We start from the raw sequence: 18,780 nt of genomic DNA, 5'->3' as shown, positions 1-18,780 counted from the left end.
TTCAACGGCTTAGGCGCTTGGGTGGGTGTGGTAGATCTTGCTGACAATCGTCCACTGACCTTCAACCTTCAGCAGGTTGAAAAAATCGGTGAAACGAAATCTTGAAACATTGTCGGTATCGACCCGGGCGCTGGCTGCCGTGCCTACGATGTCGATGCGAACGATCGCTGCTTGCGCTTCCGGAGACGGGCGGAACGCGTTATCGATGACGTCGTACAGGTTCTGGATCGCACCGCCGACGAGCTTGCCTTCGTTGACCCCGAACATGGTGGCCTGCTGGTTGAATGCGGGCTTCATCAAGGCGCTGTCAGCTTTGGCACCACCTTCGTTGTACTGGCTGAGCACGTCGACGATTGCGTTGTATTCCTGAACATAAGTTGAAGTGGACATGAGGTATTCCTGAGTTAGTAAATGGCTGAAGAAAGCAAGGAAGGTTTACGGACGAGGCTCGGTAAACAGTCACCAATCCTGGCGCGTCGGCGAGATGATCAAGTCGTTGACGGTGACGTTTTCCGGTTGGTTGAGCGCGTAAATCACGGCTCCCGCGATGTCGTCGGGGGCGATGGCAATTCGGTTGAGCGCTTGGGCAGCCTTGCGCCCTTCAGGATCACTGACCTTGTCGGCCCAGCCGGTATTGATGACACCCGGGCTGACCGTGTTGACGCGGATGCCGTGCTGCACACCGAGCTCCTTGCGCATGGACTCGGTCATGGCCTGAACGAAAAATTTTGTTGCGCTGTAAACACCGGCCGCCGGTCCGACCTGATGACCTGCAACAGAGTCCATATTGAGAATCTGCCCGGACTTGCGCTCCAGCATGAAAGGCAGCACCGCCGCCGTAGTGTTGAGGTAGCCTTTGATATTCACGTCGATCATCTTTTCCCAGTCCTGTACCGCCAGGTCGACCCAGTTGGAAAAAAGCATCAGCCCGGCGTTGTTCACCAGAATGTCTACGGTGCCGTAGGTCTCATGCGCAAATTGCGCGAGCGCTTGGGTTTGATGCGCCTGAGTCACGTCGGTGGTAAAAGCGACCACTTCGTTACCGCCCGCCCGCAACTCGGCGACAAAGCTTTCCAGACCCTGTTCATCCAGTGCGGCGGCCACTACGCGCACGCCTTGGGCGACAAGCGCGCGGGTGGTGGCGGCGCCGATGCCGGAAGACGCGCCGGTGACGATGGCTACCTTGTTTTGCAGATAATTCATGCTCATTACCTCTTATCGATAAATGCCGTCGTTCAGGCGTTCGCGGTTGGCCAGTCGATGTAACCCTTGGCACCGCCGCCGTAGTAACTCTCGCGTGGCGCGATGGTGAGCTCGATCCCGCGACGCAAGCGCTCCACGAGGTCGGGATTGGCAATGAACAAACGACCAAACGCCACCGCATCGATCCGCCCCTGCGCACGACGCTCTAGCGCCATCGGCAGGTCGTAGTTGTTATTGCCGATGAATGGCCCTTCGAACTGCGCACTCAGTGCGTCCAGATCCACGCCTTCCGGGACCGTGCGGGAGGTCGCCGTGGCGCCTTCGACAAAATGCAGATAAGCCAGATTGAATTGATTGAGCTGCTGAATCAGGTAACCGTAAGTCGCCATGACATTGCTGTCGGGAGGTGTATTTCCGGCATCGGGTGTGACTGGCGAGAGGCGAATACCGACCCGATCGCTACCCCAGATCGAAATCACGGCTGCGGTGACTTCCAGCGTCAGTCGAGCCCGGTTCTCGATGGAGCCGCCATATGGGTCAGTGCGTTGATTGGTGGAGTCGCGCAGGAACTGGTCAAGCAGATAGCTGTTGGCGGAATGCACTTCCACACCATCGAAACCGGCTCGCCGGGCATTCTCTGCGGCCAGTTTGTACTGCTCGATGATTCCTGGAATCTCCGAGGTTTCCAATGCGCGAGGCATCGACACCTCGACAAAGCCTTTCTCGGTGTAAGTGCTGCCTTCGGCCTTGATCGCCGAAGGCGCTACTGGCGCTTCTCCGTTGGGTTGTAGCTCGACACTCGAAAAGCGCCCCACGTGCCACAACTGACTGACGATTTTTCCGCCCGCCGCGTGCACCGCGTCAGTGACTTTTTTCCAGCCAGCTACCTGTGCCTCCGACCAGATACCCGGGGTCATGGCGTAACCCCGCCCCTGGGGAGAAATATTGGTCGCTTCGGCGATGATCAAGCCTGCACTGGCGCGCTGGGCGTAGTAAGTCGCGTGCATTTCATTCGGTACGCCGTCTTCGGCCATTCGGCTGCGTGTCACAGGTGCCATGACAATTCGGTTAGCCAATTGGAGTGCGCCCATTTGCATGGGCGAAAAAAGATCGGTATCAAACGTGTTAGCCGTCATAAAATCCTCGACTGAATAGACCGGTCGTCTAGTGGAAGGTTAAAAAAATACGCCCCTCTGTCAGCAGGCGTTTGCTGGTGATAATGCTGTTTCAAAAGCTGCCATCGTGTTCACGACTGTTACCGGCAGCGTTGCACCTGGTCACACAGGTGGTCGTCTGTATGACCCGTTCGTGAGGGCTCTAGCGCGACTTTCTCCCACTTGCTGATAACCAGCGGCGCAATCGCATTGCCCAGTACATTGAGCGTGGTGGTGCCGCTGTCGATAATCCTGAAAATGCCGGCGATCAATGCCACACCTTCCAACGGAAGACCGGCAGAGGCCAAGGTGGCTGACAAGATCACGATTGCAAACCCAGGCACACCTGCGGCGCCCTTCGAGGTCAGTACCATCGTCACGACCAACAGAATCTGCTGTGACAGAGACAGGTCGATCCCATAGAGTTGCGCCACAAAAATGGTCGCCACACCGAGAAAAATCGATGCGCCGTCGAGATTGAACGCATACCCCACCGGCACCACAAAACTCACGATCCGACGCGGTACACCGTAGCTTTCCAGTTTGGTCATCAGTTGCGGCATGACGGCGGCTGAGGCGGCACTGGAAAACGCCAGAATCAATTCATTACGGAAGTAGCGGATCAACTTGAAGATGTTTTCGCCAATCAAATAACAAATGCCACCCAGTACCACCAAAGCGAACACCATCAGCGCCAGATACACCACCCCAATCAACTTGAGCAGCGGCAGCAGCGAGGCAAAACCAAACGTCGCGACGGTCGCGCCGATCATGCCAAACACCCCTATCGGCGCGTAGGCCATCACAATGGAGACCACCTTGAACATCGCATCGGAAAGGCTCTGAACAACCGCAATAAATGGCGCGCTTTTGTCTTTGGGCAAAGCATTCAACGCCAGCCCCAACAGCACAGCGAAGAACAGTACCGACAGCAACTTCGCTTCTGACATTGCCACTATCACGTTGTCTGGAACGATGTTCTGCAAAATCACCAACGCCCCTTTGGACGGCTCAAGCGTGATCGATGCAGCGCCATGCGAAAGGCCTGAAATATCGGTTCCTCGTCCTGGTTCGAAGAGGTTGGCAAAACACAGGCCTATGACGATGGCCAGCGCGGTAATCGCAAAGAAGTAGCCGAGCGACTTCACACCCATACGCCCGAACGATTTGCTGTCACCGCCGCCCGCGATCCCCAAAATCATGCAACAGAACACGATCGGAACAACCACCATCTTCATCATCTTGATAAAGATGTCACCGAGCGGTTTGAGGATCTCCGCACTCACCCATGTCTGATAGTGCGGATGCGTATTGAAGTACCAACCTGCAAGCACGCCAAGCAATAGCCCGGCAACGATTTGCCACACCAAGGGAATACGTTTCATGTCTAGCCTTCTTGTTGGAATGAAAGGTCTGCGTCTATTCGCAGTTGCTAGAGTCATGAGCTTCCAGCTCACTTGAGATCGAATGGCACAAACGGGTTGTGCCATGCGTGTTCCTATTTAGCGAAGAGCTGGCTCATATCCTTGAACGCCTTGAATTCAAGAGCGTTGCCGCACGGGTCAAAGAGAAACATGGTGGCTTGCTCGCCTACCTGGCCTTTAAACCGAATGTACGGTTCGATCACAAACTCGGTACCAAACGACTTCAGACGTTCGGCCAGCGCTTCCCATTGTTCCCAACCCAAAATGATGCCGAAGTGCGGAACCGGGACATCGTGTCCGTCGACCGGGTTGCTGTGAACGCTCTCTTGTGAGGCTGTTTTCGGATGTTCGTGGATCACCAGTTGGTGACCATAAAAATCGAAATCGACCCATTGCGTGCTGGAGCGCCCTTCTTCAAGACCAAAGACCTCACCGTAGAAGGTGCGCGCCGCAGCCAGGTCATAAACAGGGATCGCGAGGTGAAATGGCGAGAGGCTCATCAGAACTCCAAATATTTTTTGTTGGTTGGCGAACATTTCCACCGTCATCAGCTCTCTGGGTTCAGCCGGTGCCGGGGGTTGGAAAACATCCTAGGACGAAAAAACAAACAGAAAAATCAATATATATTTCTCAGAAACACAATTAATATTTGTGAATGATCAAAGAACTGAAAACACTCATTGCGGTGGCGCGGGAAGGCACATTCGCCGCTGCCGGGAACAAGATCGGCCTGACCCAGGCCGCCGTCAGCGCGCAGATTCAGCGCCTGGAAACCGAACTCGGTTTTGAGATTTTCGACAGGAAAGGACGTTCGGCCCATCTGAACAAAATGGGTCACCAGATACTTCTGCAGGCGCAGGAGTTACTCAGGCTATACGACAATCTGGGTTCCACTGCGCTGGGCCAACCTACCAACATACTCATCAACATCGGTGCGATCGCATCCGTGCAACGTTCCTATTTGCCCGATGCGCTGGCGAAGTTTCACCAGCAGTGTCCGCAATGCCGCACACGTGTGATTCCAGGGCTGTCGATGGAAATGGTGAACCTCGTAGACGCCGGCGAAATCGACATGGCTGTCATCATTCGACCGCCTTTCTCTCTTCAAAGTGACCTGCGCTGGACGACGCTGGCGCGAGAGCCCTACCGACTGATCGTGCCACGCGAGCTGGAGGGAGAAGACTGGTCGGAACTGCTGTCCAGCCAGCCATTCATTCGCTATGACCGATCATCTTTTGGCGGCCGGCAGGTTGATCGTTTCCTGCGACAGATGCATTTCACCTTGCAGGAAGTTTGCGAACTGGATGAACTGGAGGCCATCATCAAACTGGTGGAAAAAGGTGTAGGCATAGCGCTGGTGCCACAGACAGAGCCCCATCAGGAATGGCCCGAAGGTGTACGAGCGATCGATTTGGGACAACACACCTTTCACCGGGATATCGGGCTGGTACATCGATCTCGACAGAGTTTCACCGAGCCTGTGCGAATTTTGGCTCAGCTTATAAGTGATCAGGTAACCGCCGTTGCAGAATAATAGTCGCCAAGCGCGGATCGAAATGCTGTGCAGCGACGACGCCAGCAATGCCAGAGCTTCGTCGCCGACATCACTTGGCTCGAAGTGCATCTTGCACGACTACTGCCAACACCTGCGACGTCTGCAATAATGCCGACCACAGCGGCGCGAAGGCATATCGAGTGCTCGTGCCCACATCTGCTTTTCGGGTTTGGAGGACTTCATGCAGGACATTATTGACGGCTTTCTGCGCTTTCAGCGCGAGGTTTATCCGCAACGCGTCGAGCTGTTCAAGCAGCTCGCGACAGAACAGAATCCAAAGGCGTTGTTCGTCACCTGCTCGGACAGCCGTGTGGTGCCGGAACTCCTTACGCAGCGCGAGCCGGGCGAACTGTTCGTGATTCGTAACGCCGGCAACATTGTGCCGTCTTACGGCCCTGAACCGGGTGGCGTGTCGGCGACCGTCGAGTATGCGGTCGCCGTGCTCGGGGTACAGGATATTGTGATCTGCGGCCACTCGGACTGCGGAGCGATGGGCGCGATTTCACGCTGCACGTGCCTGGACCATCTTCCGGCGGTTGCTAACTGGCTACGTCACTCGGACGCCGCGAAAGCGATTAACGCAGCACATGAGTTCGACACCCCCCGCGCCAAGCTTGATGGTCTGGTGCGGGAAAACGTGATCGCGCAACTGGCGAATCTGCGGACGCATCCATCGGTGGCCCTGGCGCTTGAGCAGGGACGTATGAATCTGCACGGCTGGGTCTACGACATCGAAGCGGGATGCATCGATGCTCTGGATGGCGCGACCCGCAAATTCGTGTCACTGGCTGATTCGCCGACCACCGTTGCGATCGCTGCGCGTAACGGCAAACAGATGTGATGGCTACAGATAAGTAAGGCAGAAGCCGCCTGGGGCGGCTTCTTGTCGACTCGCTTTCTTCATCAGTGACCGGCGCTTTGGCCGCCATCGACATGCAGGATTTCGCCGGTGACGAAGTTGGCGCTGTCCAGGTACAGCACCGCTGCAACGATGTCTTGCACCTCGCCCATGTGTCCGACCGGATGCAGGCTGCCCAGAGCGGCGTGATTTTCCTCGCCATGCATCGGGGTCTTGATGATGCCAGGCGATACGGCGTTAACGCGGATGCCGCGCTTGGCGTACTCGATCGCCAGGGATTTGGTCGCGGCGTTCATGCCACCTTTGGTCAGCGACGCCAGCACCGACGGCACCCCATCGATGGCATGATCGACCAGCGATGTGGTGATGCTGACCACGTGTCCACCCTCACCTTGTTTCTCCATCTGGGCAATCGCCTGCTGCGACATGTGGAAGAAGCTGCCCATATTGGTGGCCACAGTATTTACATACTCTTCGCGGGTATAGGCTGTGAACGGTTTGGCGAGGAAGATCCCGGCGTTGTTCACCAACGTGTCAATGCGGCCGAAACGCGCTACGCCTTCGCGGATGATTTTCTCGGCAGTCACCGGATCGGCAATGTCACCGGCGACGGTCAGGATGTCCGGATCCGCTGACGGTTTGATGGAACGCGAAGTCGCCACCACTTGATAGCCGAGTTTGCGAAAACCTTCAACGATGCCTGCGCCCAGCCCTTGGGATGCGCCAGTGACCACAACGACTTTTTTTGAATGGCTCATGATAATTCCTCAATAGTTTACGAAAGGGGTTTCACACACAGACGAGCCTGATGGCGTCATTACTTGGGCTCCACCAGCGACTGGCGGTACTCGGTAGTGGTTATTCCTGCGTAGCCCCAGTTATCGGTATCGACTTCCTCGATCACGATGTGCGTCAGGTGCGGATCCTTGTTGAGCACCGTCTGCATGGTTTTGGTGATCTCGGCGATGACCTGGGCTTTCTGTTCTTTGGTAACGCCGTCGCGGGTGATACGAACGCTGATGAAAGGCACGGGAGAGTCTCCAGTTCGCGCCTCATCGGCATGAGGAGGCGGCAAGTGGAGTGAACTCTAGGAGGTTGCCTTCAATGAATAAATGCGGCTGCGGTTACTTCATTTGTGACGCGGTGTAATGAATCGATCCGCGGTCCTCGCCACTGCATCATCGACATCGGTATGCTTTCGGGCACTTCGCGAATACCCGGTGTGATTAATATGAAGCGCCATTTTGATGACCTGCAGTTAGGCAGCATCGAGCTGTTTTGCCTCGCCTCGGAAACCGGCAGTTTTACCGCAGCCGCGCAGGTCGCCGGTGTGACGCCTGCGGCAGTAAGCCGATCGATTTTGCGTCTTGAGGAGCGTTTGGGATCACGCCTGTTCGTGAGAACCACGCGCAGCATCCGGATGACTGAACCGGGGCGGGTGTTCTACGAACAATGCCGACAGGCCCTGACTCAATTGGTGGAAGCGCAGCAAGAAGTCATGGGCGCTCAATCGAAGCCTTCAGGGCGGCTGCGTATCAGTCTTCCGACCACCTATGGGCATCACCGGATCTTGCCGCTTCTGCCGAAGTTTCGCGCGCTTTATCCAGACGTCACCGTAGATATCCACTTGGGTAACCGAAATATCGACTTCGTGGCGGAGGGCTATGACCTGGCGATTCGGGTTCGCGCTCAACCGGACTCGACCCTGATTGCGCGCTTGCTCGAAGACGCACAACTGGTCGTGGTCGCAACACCTGAATACCTGAGCAAGGCCGGCACGCCAACGACACTGGATGACCTCGTCGCTCACGAGTGCATTCAATTTGAACTGCCGAGCAGCGGTCGACGCATCTCATGGCTGTTCGACGTCGAGGGCAAACATCGGGAGATCTTCACTGAGGGCAGCTATTGCTGCTCGGATGATGTGCTGGGCGGCGTTACCCTGGCCAAACACAGTGCGGGTCTGTTCCAGACTTACAAATTCATTGTCGAGCGCGAACTGGCCGATGGCAGCCTCATCGAGGTACTCCAGCCCTACAATGGACGCTCCAGGCCTTACACCCTGCTCTACCCCCATGGCCGCTATGTTCCTCAGCGGGTTCGGGCATTCGTCGACTTCCTGTTGCAGTATCGAGCCGATTGGGCGGCGAACTGAGCGACGGGATGGATTGGGCGGCGCGCTCATCTTCCAGAACATCATCCACTATCACTGAGAAGAACACTGCATTTCCCGCGCATTGAGCGGGATGTCGTTGAATCCATAACGTCCATGAAAGGCCGGTTAAAAAAAAAGAGCCCCTAAGGGCCCTTTCCTTTAATTCAATTTTCCTGTCTTTCAACGTCTGGTGAAAAACCCGGTCACTCACTCAGCGACGAAAAATTCGGTTTATCAGGATCAATGCCGCAGCACCTATCGCGATTGCAGCTATCGGTTTTTCTTTGACGAAGGTCGATACGTTATCCAGTGCATCGCCGTAGGATTTAGTCAGCTGTCCAGCCGCCTGATGTCCGGCACCTTCAGCTTCCATCTTCGAATCACCCATCAGTTTCCCGACCGCGCTCTGCGCCTTGCCAGCCAACTTTTCCGCTACGCCTTCTACCTGTTCACTCTTCATGATTCATAAACCTTCGTGTAAGTGGGAAGCTCTGAGTCTCGACAGAAAAGTTGACTGGTGGCTGTGAGTTGTAGTTCCACTTTTTATGGCTGCCGCTCGTCAGTGGTGCTGAAAAAATGGTAATCGCCGCGCCCGCGGCACGCGTTTCATTCCATACACAATTTGGGGGTGACACGGATGTCTTGTGCTGGTTGCCTCCCGACGCTGGGCGCCGCGTCCCTCTGTGCCTTTAACTCGACGGGGTATGGACCGGTCTGCGCCAGAGCGGCTCGTACCTTGGTGATGAAGGCCTCATCGCTTTGCGTATAGAAGATCCACTCCCGCTGTTGCCCACCGGTGGCCGTGCATACCCACTTCGCCAGCCCGTTTTCCTGCACCGCCGCCATGATCAGCACCTGCATTTTCTCCATCTGCAGGGCGTCTCGGCGCTGCGGCTGAAGGCTCGGTGAAGAATATTTCCAGACTATCCGGGCCTTGAACGGCAGCGCTTGCTTTTCAGCCAGCGAAATCGAATCCACTCCCCTGTAGGACATGGGGATGGGCGTATCCGGGAAATCAGAAGATTGGTACTTGCTCTCGGGCATTTCGATGATTTGCAAGTGCTGCAGATGAGCCGGGTCATCGTCAAGCAGCGCTTCAAGTGCTTCCTTCCTTTGGCGATCCCGCTCAGCCACACAGTGATCGTACCCGAGACTGTTTACCGGGCCTGCGTCGAGGCAAGGGTCGCGCTCGACAGGTCGGGGCACCGTGTGGCTGGAGCAGCCGCTGAGAAGCACGCCGGCCAATGCCAAGATGCAACCTGTTGGCATGTGAAAAAAAGGAGTATGTCGCAGGCCCATTTACGCTTCCTTGGCGGGTCGGGAGAAAGGGTTGTGGGGGTCCTCAGCTTTGCAAAAGCTGTTTGGTCATCACCATCGACGTCTGCAGCGACTGCCCCGTGCGCTGCAGTTTGTTCAACAGACTCGCCCCCAACCAGAGTTGATACAGGGTTTCTGCCAGTTGCCGAGCGTCAGTCTGCGGCAAACTTTTATCCAGCTGCCCTTCTTCCAGGCACGTCGTGATGCGCGCAACGATGCGCTCGGCGCCGTCGCGCAGAGTGAGGCGCATCGACTCGGACAGGTCGGCGACTTCCGCGCTCAACTTCACCACCAGGCATTCATCACCATGGCCTTCCAGGGTGCAGCGGTTCTGCCAGCCCTGCCAGTAATCCATCAGCCGCTCATAGGCACTGAGCCCAGGCAGAGTCAGGCGTCGCTCCATATCTGCCAGGTAGCCGACAAAGTAGTCCTCCAGCAGCGCCTGGCCGTAGAGTTCCTTGGATTTGAAGTAGTGATAGAACGAGCCCTTGGGCACACCGGCGGTCTGCAGGATCTCGCTCAGGCCAACGCTGGTGAAGCCCTTTTCGGCCATCATGCGGTGGCCGGTGTCGAGCAGGTGTTGGCGGGTATCGTCGTAGGTCGGTTTCATGGGGCGCAAAATACCAAACATTAGACCAGTCGTATATTTCTGATGAGCAGGAGTTTGCCACAGTGATCACGCGGAAACACGGTCGTAAAAATTTACTAGACGACCGGTCTAATATGAATCTATGCTGTGCCCGTCATTTCTTCCAAGGTGTCGCAGACGAACCCGTCGAGGACACCAGACCAATACAGGGCGCTCTATGAAAATCTTGATGGTTCTGACTTCCCACGATCAGCTTGGCAACACCGGCAAGAAAACCGGGTTCTGGCTCGAAGAGTTCGCGGCCCCCTACTATGCCTTCAAGGATGCCGGCGCGCAGATCACTCTGGTATCGCCGGCCGGCGGCCAGCCACCGCTCGATCCGAAAAGCGATGAGCCCGATGCGCAAACCGCTGAAACCGACCGCTTCCGCAAGGACCCCGCTGCTCAGCAGGCGCTGGCCAATACCGGGCGCCTGGCGGATGTCCGCGCTGAGGATTTCGATGCCGTGTTCTACCCGGGTGGCCACGGCCCGCTGTGGGATTTGGCCGAAGACAAGCACTCGATCGCCTTGATCGAAGCCTTCGACCGCAGCCACAAACCTCACGGTTTCGTCTGCCATGCGCCGGGCGTTCTGCGTCACGTGGTGGCTGCCGATGGCAAGCCGTTGATTCAAGGCCGGGACGTCACCGGTTTCACCAACGCTGAAGAAGCCGCTGTAGGCCTGACCGATGTCGTGCCGTTCCTGATCGAAGACGAATTCCAGCGTCTCGGCGGCCGCTACTCCAAAGTCGCTGACTGGCAGGTTCACGTGGTGACCGATGGCCAACTGGTGACGGGTCAAAACCCTGCCAGCTCGGCAGCCGTCGCCGAAAAACTGCTGAAGCTGTTGGCCTGAACCCTCCAGCGTCCAGACACCGTGCGCATCCCGCACGGTGTTTTTTTTACCGCATTACTAGTCGACTGGTCTAATAAGGCCAAAACAGGAATCACATGAAAAACAGCCCTTACTTCACCCCCGTCAAACTGGGCCTGCACACCCTGAAGAACCGCATCGTCCTGCCGCCCCTCACCCGCCAGCGCAGCACACAACCGGGCAATGTCGCCAACGCATTGATGGCCGAGTATTACCAGCAACGCGCCGGCGCCGGTCTGCTGGTCACCGAAGGCACGCAGATCGAGCCTCGCGGTCAGGGCTACGCCTGGACTCCCGGCATTCACACCCCTGAGCAAATTGCCGGATGGCGCACAGTCACCGAAGCGGTTCATGCACAGGGCGGCGTGATTTTCGCGCAGCTTTGGCACGTCGGCCGTGTGTCCCACACCGCGCTGCAACCCGATGGGGCGGCCCCGGTTTCAGCGTCCGCCATCGCCACCGAGCGAGTCAGCGTGTTCATCGAAACTGCGCCGGGCGCCGGCGAGCTGGTTACGCCATCCGCGCCGCGAGCACTGAGCACCGATGAAGTCCAGGAACTGGTTCAGCTCTATATACAGGCGGCGCGCAATGCGATGGACGCCGGCTTCGACGGGATCGAACTGCACTGCGCCAACGGCTATCTGGTGAACCAGTTCATTTCTGCCCACAGCAATGTGCGCACCGATCAGTACGGTGGCTCGCTGCACAACCGCCTGCGCTTTCTGCGCGAAGTGGTGTCGGGTGTCGCCGAGTGCATCGGCAAGGAGAAAGTCGGCGTACGTTTCGCGCCGCTGTTCACCACCACCGATGAAGCGCGCACCTATCTGGGCATGGTCGAAGAGGACCCGCACACCACTTACATCGAAGCGATCAAAGTGCTTGAGGATGTGGGCATTGCCTACCTGTCCATTGCCGAAGCCGACTGGGACGACGCGCCCGCGATGCCGCAAACCTTCCGCCGTGCAGTGCGCGATACCTTCAGTGGCGCGATCATTTATGCCGGGCGCTACAACGCAGAATCCGGTGCGCAATTGCTTGAATCGGGACTGGCGGATCTGGTGGCTTTCGGCCGGCCATTCATGGCCAACCCGGACCTGCCGGCGCGCATTGCCAATGACTGGCCGCTCAATCCACTGAATCCCGCGACGGTCTACGGCGGCAATGCCGAAGGCTATGTGGATTACCCGACCTACAGCGAATAATTCCGCGAATTCGCCCAGCGCTCCCACTCACCGGGAGCGCTTCCTCTTCTCCCCCGCTACACCCGCAACCTCGCGCGCTGCGCTGCGAGGTTTTCGCATCTGCACAAAAAAGATTGCCGATTGATTGTCAGGTTTATTTTTTCAGCCTATCTTGAATAAAACCTATACAAAGCACTTCTTTACGTACAACTCTTCCGCTACGGATTGGCCCCTACGCACAGCACTGCCGCGAGCACCCTGAATGAACCCACTACTAGCCAGCCATTACCGCGAAATCCTCGTCGGTGTCGGTGAAAATCCCGAACGCGAAGGTCTGCTCGACACACCCCAACGTGCGGCCAAAGCGATGCAGTATCTGTGCAACGGCTACTCGATGCGCCTGGAAGATGTCACCAACGGTGCCCTGTTCGAATCGCAAAGCGATGAGATGGTCATCGTCAGTGACATCGAGCTCTATTCCTTGTGCGAGCACCATATACTGCCTTTCATCGGCAAGGCACACGTGGCGTACATCCCCACCGGCAGGGTGCTGGGATTGTCGAAAGTAGCGCGCGTGGTGGACATGTTCGCCCGTCGTCTGCAGATCCAGGAAAACCTCACCCGGCAAATCGCCGAGGCGATCCAGCAGATCACCGATGCCGCCGGCGTGGCCGTGGTCATTGAAGCCAGACACATGTGCATGATGATGCGCGGCGTCGAAAAGCAGAATTCGATCATGACGTCCTCGGTGATGCTCGGTGCTTTTCGCGACAGCTCTACGACGCGTCAGGAGTTCCTGCAATTGATCGGGCGGCGAAGTTGATTTCCGACCTTCGACAGGCGCGATAAACCTGTACACGATAAATCCACTGTACAAGCACGATATTCCCAACTTCACCCCCATACCTGTGCACTCAGGGAGAACGGCAATGGCCCGACTTGTGCTCTTACTGGCTCTGGTACTCGGCGTTGCAAGCTGCGGCAGCGTGGATGTCAGCCACTATGCCGATCAGCAACCGGCGCTGGATCTGCAACGCTTTTTCAGCAAACCCGTGAAAGCCTGGGGGATGTTTCAGAAGCGCTCCGGGGAAGTGGTCAAGCGCTTTGAGGTCAACATCGTCAGCCATCGTGAAGGCGACAACCTGATTCTCGATGAGCGCTTCCTGTACAGCGACGGCACGCGCCAACGCCGCGTCTGGACCCTGACGCCCGAGGGCCAGGGACGCTGGAGTGGGCGTGCGGGTGATGTGGTGGGTGTCGCCACAGGTCAGGTCGCTGGCAATGCGCTGCACTGGCGTTATCGCCTGAATCTGCCAGTTGATGGCTCGACCTATGAAATGAGCATGGACGACTGGATGTACCAGATGGACGAGGACACGCTGATCAACCGCACCAGCATGTCCAAACTCGGGGTTGAAGTCGGCCAGGTGACCTTGTTCTTTCGTCGCCAGGGCGCGGGAGAAAATCAATGAACAGCCCGTTCAGTATGGCCTCCCTGGGCGATGGTTATCGCGCACTGGTGATTGGCGCCAGTGGCGCTATCGGTAGCGCATTTTGCCAGCAGCTCAGTCAGGATCCGCGCTGTGCCGGCGTTCGTGAGCTGGGGCGCAACACCGTTCCGGCGCTGGATCTGGAGCAACCGGAAACCATCGCCAGCGCAGCCACCGAATTGGCCGCAGAAGCGCCCTATCAGTTGATCGTGCACGCTGCGGGTCTGCTGCATCGTGAGCGGATCAAGCCAGAAAAGAGCTACAGCGCGATCGAGGCGGATGCGCTGCAAGCCGTGTTTCAAGTCAACACGCTGGGACCGGCAATGGTGTTGCGGCATTTTCTGCCGCTGCTCGCTCCCCAAGGGGCGATGGCGATGCTCTCGGCCAAGGTCGGAAGCATCGGCGACAACCGTTTGGGCGGCTGGTACGCCTATCGCGCCTCCAAAGCAGCACTGAACATGCTGATCAAGACGGCGGCGATCGAACTGGCGCGCACCCGCCCGCAAAGCCGCTTGCTGAGTTTGCATCCAGGCACAGTCGTGTCGGGCTTGTCGCAACCTTTTCGCGGCGCTTCCAGCGCGCGTCCGGCAGATGTCGCCGCTGACCAGTTACTCAACCTGATTGACCAATTGACCGCGGCCGACAGCGGCCAGTTCTTTGCCTACGATGGACAACGCCTGCCCTGGTAGGCAAGGAGTGAAGCATGAATCTGCAAACCCTGACCGAACGTGCGGCCAACAGCGAAATACGTGAGCTGGAGCTGCTGTCACTCGAAGGTGGTTTTTATCTGGCCCGCATCCGCCTGGATCACGGCCAGTTCACCTTGCTCGACGATGCGGCCAAACCGATGCATCTGCGTTCAATCACCCATCTGCGTGACCTGCTGCAGACTGTGCCGGCATTCCCCTGCGTGCTGGTGCAGCAATGCGTGCACGATGAAATGTGCGGGCGTGATAGCGGGCCCGTCGAAGAGCTGCGGATTCCGTTTTCGCTGACCACACCGTTATGAAACGGATACTGTGAATGAACCAGAACCGTCGGTTGTGCCTGGTGCTGGGCGATCAGTTGTCCTTCGATCTGGCTTCATTGCAGACGCTCGATAGCGAGCGCGACAGCGTGCTGCTGGTCGAGGTCATGGAAGAAGCCAGCCATGTGCCGCACCATCCGCAAAAGATTGCCCTGATCTTCAGTGCCATGCGCCATTTCGCCCAGGCCCTGCGAGACCAGGGCGTTCGTGTCGAATACGTGACCCTGGATGATCCGCACAATAGCGGCTCGGTGCCGGGGGAATTACGCCGCTGGCAACAGCGGTTGCAGGTCGAGGAAGTGCACGTCACCGAATGCGGGGACTGGCGTCTGGAGCAATCGATCAGGGACTGTGGCTTGCCCCTCCATTGGCACGCCGATACGCGTTTTCTTTGCAGTCGCGATGAGTTCGCCGCCTGGGCCGCCGGCAAAAAGCAGTTGCGCATGGAGTTCTTCTATCGCGAGATGCGCCGCAAGAGTCGCTTGCTGCTCAATGGCGACGGCACGCCGGTGGGTGGTGCGTGGAATTTCGATGCGGAGAATCGCAAGTCCCTGCCCAAAGGCGTGAAAGCCCCCTACCCGATCCGTTTCAATAATGACGCGATCACCCGCGATGTGCTCGCGCTGGTGAAGGCCCGTTTCAGTCAGCATTACGGTGCACTCGACGACTTCAACTACCCGGTCACCCACGCCGACGCGCAGGCGCTGTGGGAGTATTTTCTGGATTATGGTCTGGCAGGTTTCGGCGACTATCAGGACGCCATGGCCAGTGACGAACCGTTTCTGTTTCACGCGCGCATCAGCGCTGCGCTCAATATTGGCCTGCTGGATTTGCGGCAGTTGTGCAGCGACGTCGAGTCGGCCTATTGGGCCGGCAGGATTGCCCTGAATGCCGCCGAAGGCTTCATTCGGCAACTGATCGGCTGGCGGGAATATGTGCGCGGCGTGTACTGGCTGAAAATGCCGGACTACGCACTGGGCAATGTATTCGGCAACGACCGGCCACTGCCCGAGTTCTACTGGACCGGTGCGACGCAGATGAACTGCATGCGCCAGGCCATCGGCCAGAGTCTGCAGCACGCCTACGCGCATCACATCCAGCGGCTGATGGTCACCGGTAATTTTGCCCTGCTCGCCGGCATCGCGCCGAGCCAGATCTGTGAGTGGTATCTGGCGATCTATATGGACGCCTTTGACTGGGTCGAGCTGCCCAACACCTTGGGCATGGTCATGCATGCCGATGGCGGTTACCTCGGTTCCAAACCCTATTGCGCCAGTGGCCAATACATCAATCGCATGTCCGACTACTGCCGAAGCTGCGCCTACAAGGTCAGCGAAAGTACCGCGGACAATGCCTGCCCGTTTAATGCGTTGTATTGGCATTTTCTGATGCGCCACGGTGAACAACTGCGCGGCAATCAGCGCATGGCGATGATGTACAAGAACCTCGACCGCATGCCGCCAGCCAAGCAGGAGGCGCTGTGGCAACGCGGGCAGAACCTGTTGGCGCGCCTGGATAACGGCGAATCGATCTGAAATGAGCGCTCGCTTGCGCGGGTGGTGAAACTTAAGCACAGCGCGCCCGGTCAACGGATGATTGGCGCTCGAGTCCACTGCGAGCGCGACGTTCACTGCTCGCGTTGTGCCTACGCGCTCTATGAAGCCAGCCCCTGAACATTCAATAAAGCAGGTCACATGGATACCCTTGAACACCTTAGTCGCGAAGCGCTTGAGTCAGAGGTAAGGCGATTGCGCGCGGCGCTTCAGAGCACCCTGGTCGACACGCAGGACGTTGACCTCGATCGCGACATGGCGGCGCAACTGCAAGCCAGTCGGGATGCGCTCGCACGTAGCGAGGCACGCTTCATCACCATTCTGGAAACCATCGAATCGGCGTTCGCCATCGTCAAGGTCAAATTCGACGCTGACGATAAACCCGTCGATTACTACTTCGTCGAAGCCAACCCGGCGTTCGAACACCAGTGCGGGGTCAACCTGCGCGGCAAATGGGTCACCGAGTTCGCGCCCAATCTGGAAAGCTTCTGGTTCGAAACCTACGGCCATGTGGCCAAAACCGGAGAGCCGGCGAACTTCGAAAATTACGCCAACACCTTCGAACGCTGGTTCGACGTGCGCGCGGTACGGGTCGGCGATCCGGCCGACCGGCAGATCGCGATCCTGTTCAACGACGTCACCCAGCGGCGCGACGCCGAAGAGCGTTTGCGTGCCAGTGAAGCGCTGGCGCGGGAGAACGTCGAGCGTGTGCAACTGGCGCTCGCCGCCGGTGCGATCATCGGCACCTGGCACTGGGACCTGCTCACCGATCGTTTCGCCGTGGACGAAGCGTTCGCCCGGGTGTTTGATCTCAACCCGGCGCTGGGCCGCGAAGGGCTCAGCCTCGAACAAGTCATGGTGACCGTGCATCCCGAAGACCAGGATGGACTGACCACCGCGATCAACGAAGCCATAGGCCGTGGTGGCGCCTACTCCCACCAGTACCGTGTGCGCCGCACAGACGGCAAATATCAGTGGATCGAGGCCAACGGCCGTGTTGAGTGTGCCGATGATGGAACGCCGCTGCGCTTTCCCGGCGTGCTGATCGATGTCGAGGAACGGCGCAATGTCGAAGCGGAGCGCGACCGCGCCATCGCCGCGTTGCGCGCGCTCAACGATACGCTGGAGCAGCGCGTGTCATCGCGCACTTCAGAGCTGATGCAAGCCGAAGAGAAACTGCGTCAGTCGCAGAAAATGGAAGCCGTCGGCCAACTGACCGGGGGCCTGGCGCATGACTTCAACAATTTGCTGGCCGGCATTTCCGGCGCGCTGGAGTTGATGGGCGCGCGCATCAGCCAGGGCCGGCTGAATGAGGTCGACAAATACATGGTGACCGCCCAGGGCGCGGTCAAGCGCGCCGCCGCCCTGACCCACCGTCTGCTGGCGTTTTCCAGACGCCAGACCCTCGATCCGCGGCCGACCGATGTCAACACGCTGATGACCGGCATGACCGAGCTGATCCAGCGTACGGTCGGCCCCAGCATCGTTCTGGAAACCCGCGCCGCGCCGGGGCTCTGGCCAACGCTGGTGGATGCCAGCCAGTTGGAGAACGCCCTGCTCAACCTGTGCATCAACGCGCGCGATGCGATGCCCGATGGCGGGCGCATCACCATCGAAACGGCCAACCGTGCGCTGGACTGCGAGACGGCGCGCACCCTGGACATGCCCGAGGGCGAATACCTGTGCCTGTGCGTGACCGATACCGGCACCGGCATGACCGCCGATGTCATCGCCAAGGCCTTCGACCCGTTCTTCACCACCAAACCGCTGGGCCAGGGCACCGGGTTGGGACTGTCGATGATCTACGGTTTCGCCAAGCAGTCCGGTGGCCAGGTGCGCGTGCATTCGCAGGTCGGCCAGGGCACCGAGATGTGCATTTATCTGCCGCGCTACCATGGCGAGCCTCTGCCGAATCAGGATCACAAGGACAACGCGCCGGCAGCCTTGCCCAAGTCTGGCGAGACAATTCTGGTGGTGGACGACGAGCCTACGGTGCGTGCGCTGCTGACAGACGTGCTCGGCGATCTCGGCTACACCTTGATAGAGGCCGCTGACAGTGTGGTCGGGCTGAAGATGTTGCGCTCGGACATACACATCGACTTGCTGATCACCGACGTCGGCTTGCCGGGTGGCATGAACGGTCGGCAACTGGCCGATGCCGGCCGGGAAATCCGCCAGAATCTGAAGACCCTGTTCATTACCGGGTACGCAGAAAACGCGGTGATTGGTGCCGGTCAATTGGGCCCGGACATGCAGGTGCTGACCAAGCCGTTTGCCGTCGACACCCTGGTGGCGCGGGTCAGCGACCTGATGGCGATGAAATCCGAATGAGCGACCGTTGCGGCGCTGTAATCCCAGAG

21 protein-coding genes are annotated in these 18,780 nt (G+C 58.2%); 11 read left to right on the top strand and 10 right to left on the bottom strand.

Annotated features, from left to right (window positions below):
* Window positions 1-9: 9 nt before the first annotated feature.
* The 5 genes from QMX91_RS01835 to QMX91_RS01815 all read right to left on the bottom strand — a co-directional run bounded on the left by QMX91_RS01835 (window position 10) and on the right by QMX91_RS01815 (window position 4,281).
* Window positions 10-390 (bottom strand): nuclear transport factor 2 family protein, encoded by a 381-nt coding sequence (locus QMX91_RS01835; protein ID WP_282412167.1) that lies wholly within the window; start codon window positions 388-390, stop codon window positions 10-12.
* A gap of 69 nt (window positions 391-459) precedes the next feature.
* Complete coding sequence (locus tag QMX91_RS01830; protein WP_282412166.1) at window positions 460-1,203, bottom strand: SDR family oxidoreductase; 744 nt, start codon at window positions 1,201-1,203, stop codon at window positions 460-462.
* 32 nt (window positions 1,204-1,235) lie between these two features.
* Window positions 1,236-2,339, bottom strand: coding sequence for an alkene reductase (locus QMX91_RS01825; RefSeq protein WP_027611807.1), 1,104 nt, complete (start codon window positions 2,337-2,339; stop codon window positions 1,236-1,238).
* 119 nt (window positions 2,340-2,458) lie between these two features.
* Entirely contained in the window at window positions 2,459-3,742 is a 1,284-nt protein-coding gene (locus QMX91_RS01820; RefSeq protein ID WP_098964014.1) for a cation:dicarboxylase symporter family transporter, read from the bottom strand.
* Window positions 3,743-3,855: 113 nt separating this feature from the next.
* A complete protein-coding gene (locus QMX91_RS01815; RefSeq protein ID WP_039762906.1) occupies window positions 3,856-4,281 on the bottom strand; it encodes a VOC family protein in 426 nt (141 codons plus the stop codon).
* Window positions 4,282-4,436: 155 nt separating this feature from the next.
* On the opposite strand from QMX91_RS01815, the gene QMX91_RS01810 reads away from it, so the two are divergent.
* Together QMX91_RS01810 and QMX91_RS01805 are read left to right on the top strand one after the other, a co-directional pair.
* Window positions 4,437-5,315 (top strand): LysR substrate-binding domain-containing protein, encoded by an 879-nt coding sequence (locus tag QMX91_RS01810; protein ID WP_103367110.1) that lies wholly within the window; start codon window positions 4,437-4,439, stop codon window positions 5,313-5,315.
* A 202-nt stretch (window positions 5,316-5,517) separates the two neighbouring features.
* Window positions 5,518-6,177 (top strand): carbonic anhydrase, encoded by a 660-nt coding sequence (locus QMX91_RS01805; RefSeq protein ID WP_095135815.1) that lies wholly within the window; start codon window positions 5,518-5,520, stop codon window positions 6,175-6,177.
* Window positions 6,178-6,239: 62 nt separating this feature from the next.
* Here QMX91_RS01805 and QMX91_RS01800 read toward each other — a convergent pair whose 3' ends face one another.
* Entirely contained in the window at window positions 6,240-6,953 is a 714-nt protein-coding gene (locus QMX91_RS01800) for an SDR family oxidoreductase (protein ID WP_098964016.1), read from the bottom strand.
* A 59-nt stretch (window positions 6,954-7,012) separates the two neighbouring features.
* The gene (locus tag QMX91_RS01795; protein WP_095135811.1) at window positions 7,013-7,225 is read right to left on the bottom strand and encodes a 4-oxalocrotonate tautomerase family protein; all 213 of its coding nucleotides are present in this window, start codon (window positions 7,223-7,225) and stop codon (window positions 7,013-7,015) included.
* 201 nt (window positions 7,226-7,426) lie between these two features.
* Between QMX91_RS01795 and QMX91_RS01790 the strand changes: the two genes are divergently transcribed.
* The gene (locus QMX91_RS01790; protein WP_282412165.1) at window positions 7,427-8,350 is read left to right on the top strand and encodes a LysR family transcriptional regulator; all 924 of its coding nucleotides are present in this window, start codon (window positions 7,427-7,429) and stop codon (window positions 8,348-8,350) included.
* 211 nt (window positions 8,351-8,561) lie between these two features.
* On the opposite strand, the gene QMX91_RS01785 is transcribed toward QMX91_RS01790, so the two are convergent.
* The 3 genes from QMX91_RS01785 to QMX91_RS01775 form a co-directional block, all read right to left on the bottom strand.
* Entirely contained in the window at window positions 8,562-8,810 is a 249-nt protein-coding gene (locus tag QMX91_RS01785) for a CsbD family protein (protein ID WP_098964018.1), read from the bottom strand.
* Between the two features lie 146 nt (window positions 8,811-8,956).
* The gene (locus QMX91_RS01780) at window positions 8,957-9,649 is read right to left on the bottom strand and encodes a DUF695 domain-containing protein (protein WP_282412164.1); all 693 of its coding nucleotides are present in this window, start codon (window positions 9,647-9,649) and stop codon (window positions 8,957-8,959) included.
* 43 nt (window positions 9,650-9,692) lie between these two features.
* Complete coding sequence (locus QMX91_RS01775) at window positions 9,693-10,277, bottom strand: TetR/AcrR family transcriptional regulator (RefSeq protein WP_007967154.1); 585 nt, start codon at window positions 10,275-10,277, stop codon at window positions 9,693-9,695.
* 196 nt (window positions 10,278-10,473) lie between these two features.
* On the opposite strand from QMX91_RS01775, the gene QMX91_RS01770 reads away from it, so the two are divergent.
* The 8 genes from QMX91_RS01770 (at window position 10,474) to QMX91_RS01735 (ending at window position 18,751) form a co-directional block, all read left to right on the top strand.
* Complete coding sequence (locus QMX91_RS01770; protein ID WP_282412163.1) at window positions 10,474-11,151, top strand: type 1 glutamine amidotransferase domain-containing protein; 678 nt, start codon at window positions 10,474-10,476, stop codon at window positions 11,149-11,151.
* A gap of 95 nt (window positions 11,152-11,246) precedes the next feature.
* Window positions 11,247-12,371: an alkene reductase gene (locus QMX91_RS01765; RefSeq protein WP_282412162.1), complete on the top strand. Its 1,125-nt coding sequence runs from the start codon at window positions 11,247-11,249 to the stop codon at window positions 12,369-12,371.
* Window positions 12,372-12,612: 241 nt separating this feature from the next.
* On the top strand, window positions 12,613-13,173 hold the full coding sequence (folE, locus tag QMX91_RS01760) for a GTP cyclohydrolase I FolE (protein WP_282412161.1): 561 nt from the start codon (window positions 12,613-12,615) through the stop codon (window positions 13,171-13,173).
* A 106-nt stretch (window positions 13,174-13,279) separates the two neighbouring features.
* Window positions 13,280-13,822: a DUF3833 domain-containing protein gene (locus QMX91_RS01755; protein WP_202368197.1), complete on the top strand. Its 543-nt coding sequence runs from the start codon at window positions 13,280-13,282 to the stop codon at window positions 13,820-13,822.
* The gene (locus tag QMX91_RS01750) at window positions 13,819-14,529 is read left to right on the top strand and encodes an SDR family NAD(P)-dependent oxidoreductase (RefSeq protein WP_135295807.1); all 711 of its coding nucleotides are present in this window, start codon (window positions 13,819-13,821) and stop codon (window positions 14,527-14,529) included. The genes QMX91_RS01755 and QMX91_RS01750 overlap by 4 nt, the downstream gene beginning before the upstream one ends.
* A 14-nt stretch (window positions 14,530-14,543) precedes the next feature.
* A complete protein-coding gene (locus QMX91_RS01745) occupies window positions 14,544-14,849 on the top strand; it encodes a DUF6482 family protein (RefSeq protein ID WP_047597295.1) in 306 nt (101 codons plus the stop codon).
* A 14-nt stretch (window positions 14,850-14,863) separates the two neighbouring features.
* Window positions 14,864-16,402 carry a cryptochrome/photolyase family protein gene (locus tag QMX91_RS01740; protein ID WP_282412160.1) on the top strand — a complete coding sequence of 513 codons (1,539 nt, stop codon included), beginning with the start codon at window positions 14,864-14,866 and terminating at the stop codon, window positions 16,400-16,402.
* Between the two features lie 159 nt (window positions 16,403-16,561).
* Window positions 16,562-18,751 (top strand): ATP-binding protein, encoded by a 2,190-nt coding sequence (locus tag QMX91_RS01735; RefSeq protein ID WP_282412159.1) that lies wholly within the window; start codon window positions 16,562-16,564, stop codon window positions 18,749-18,751.
* The last annotated feature ends 29 nt before the right edge of the window (window positions 18,752-18,780 follow it).

This window comes from Pseudomonas sp. PS01299, assembly GCF_029960145.1.
Classification (GTDB): Bacteria; Pseudomonadota; Gammaproteobacteria; order Pseudomonadales; family Pseudomonadaceae; genus Aquipseudomonas; species Aquipseudomonas putida_A.
Note: the sequence above shows the minus strand (reverse complement) of the source record. Positions and strands in the feature narration are given on the sequence as shown.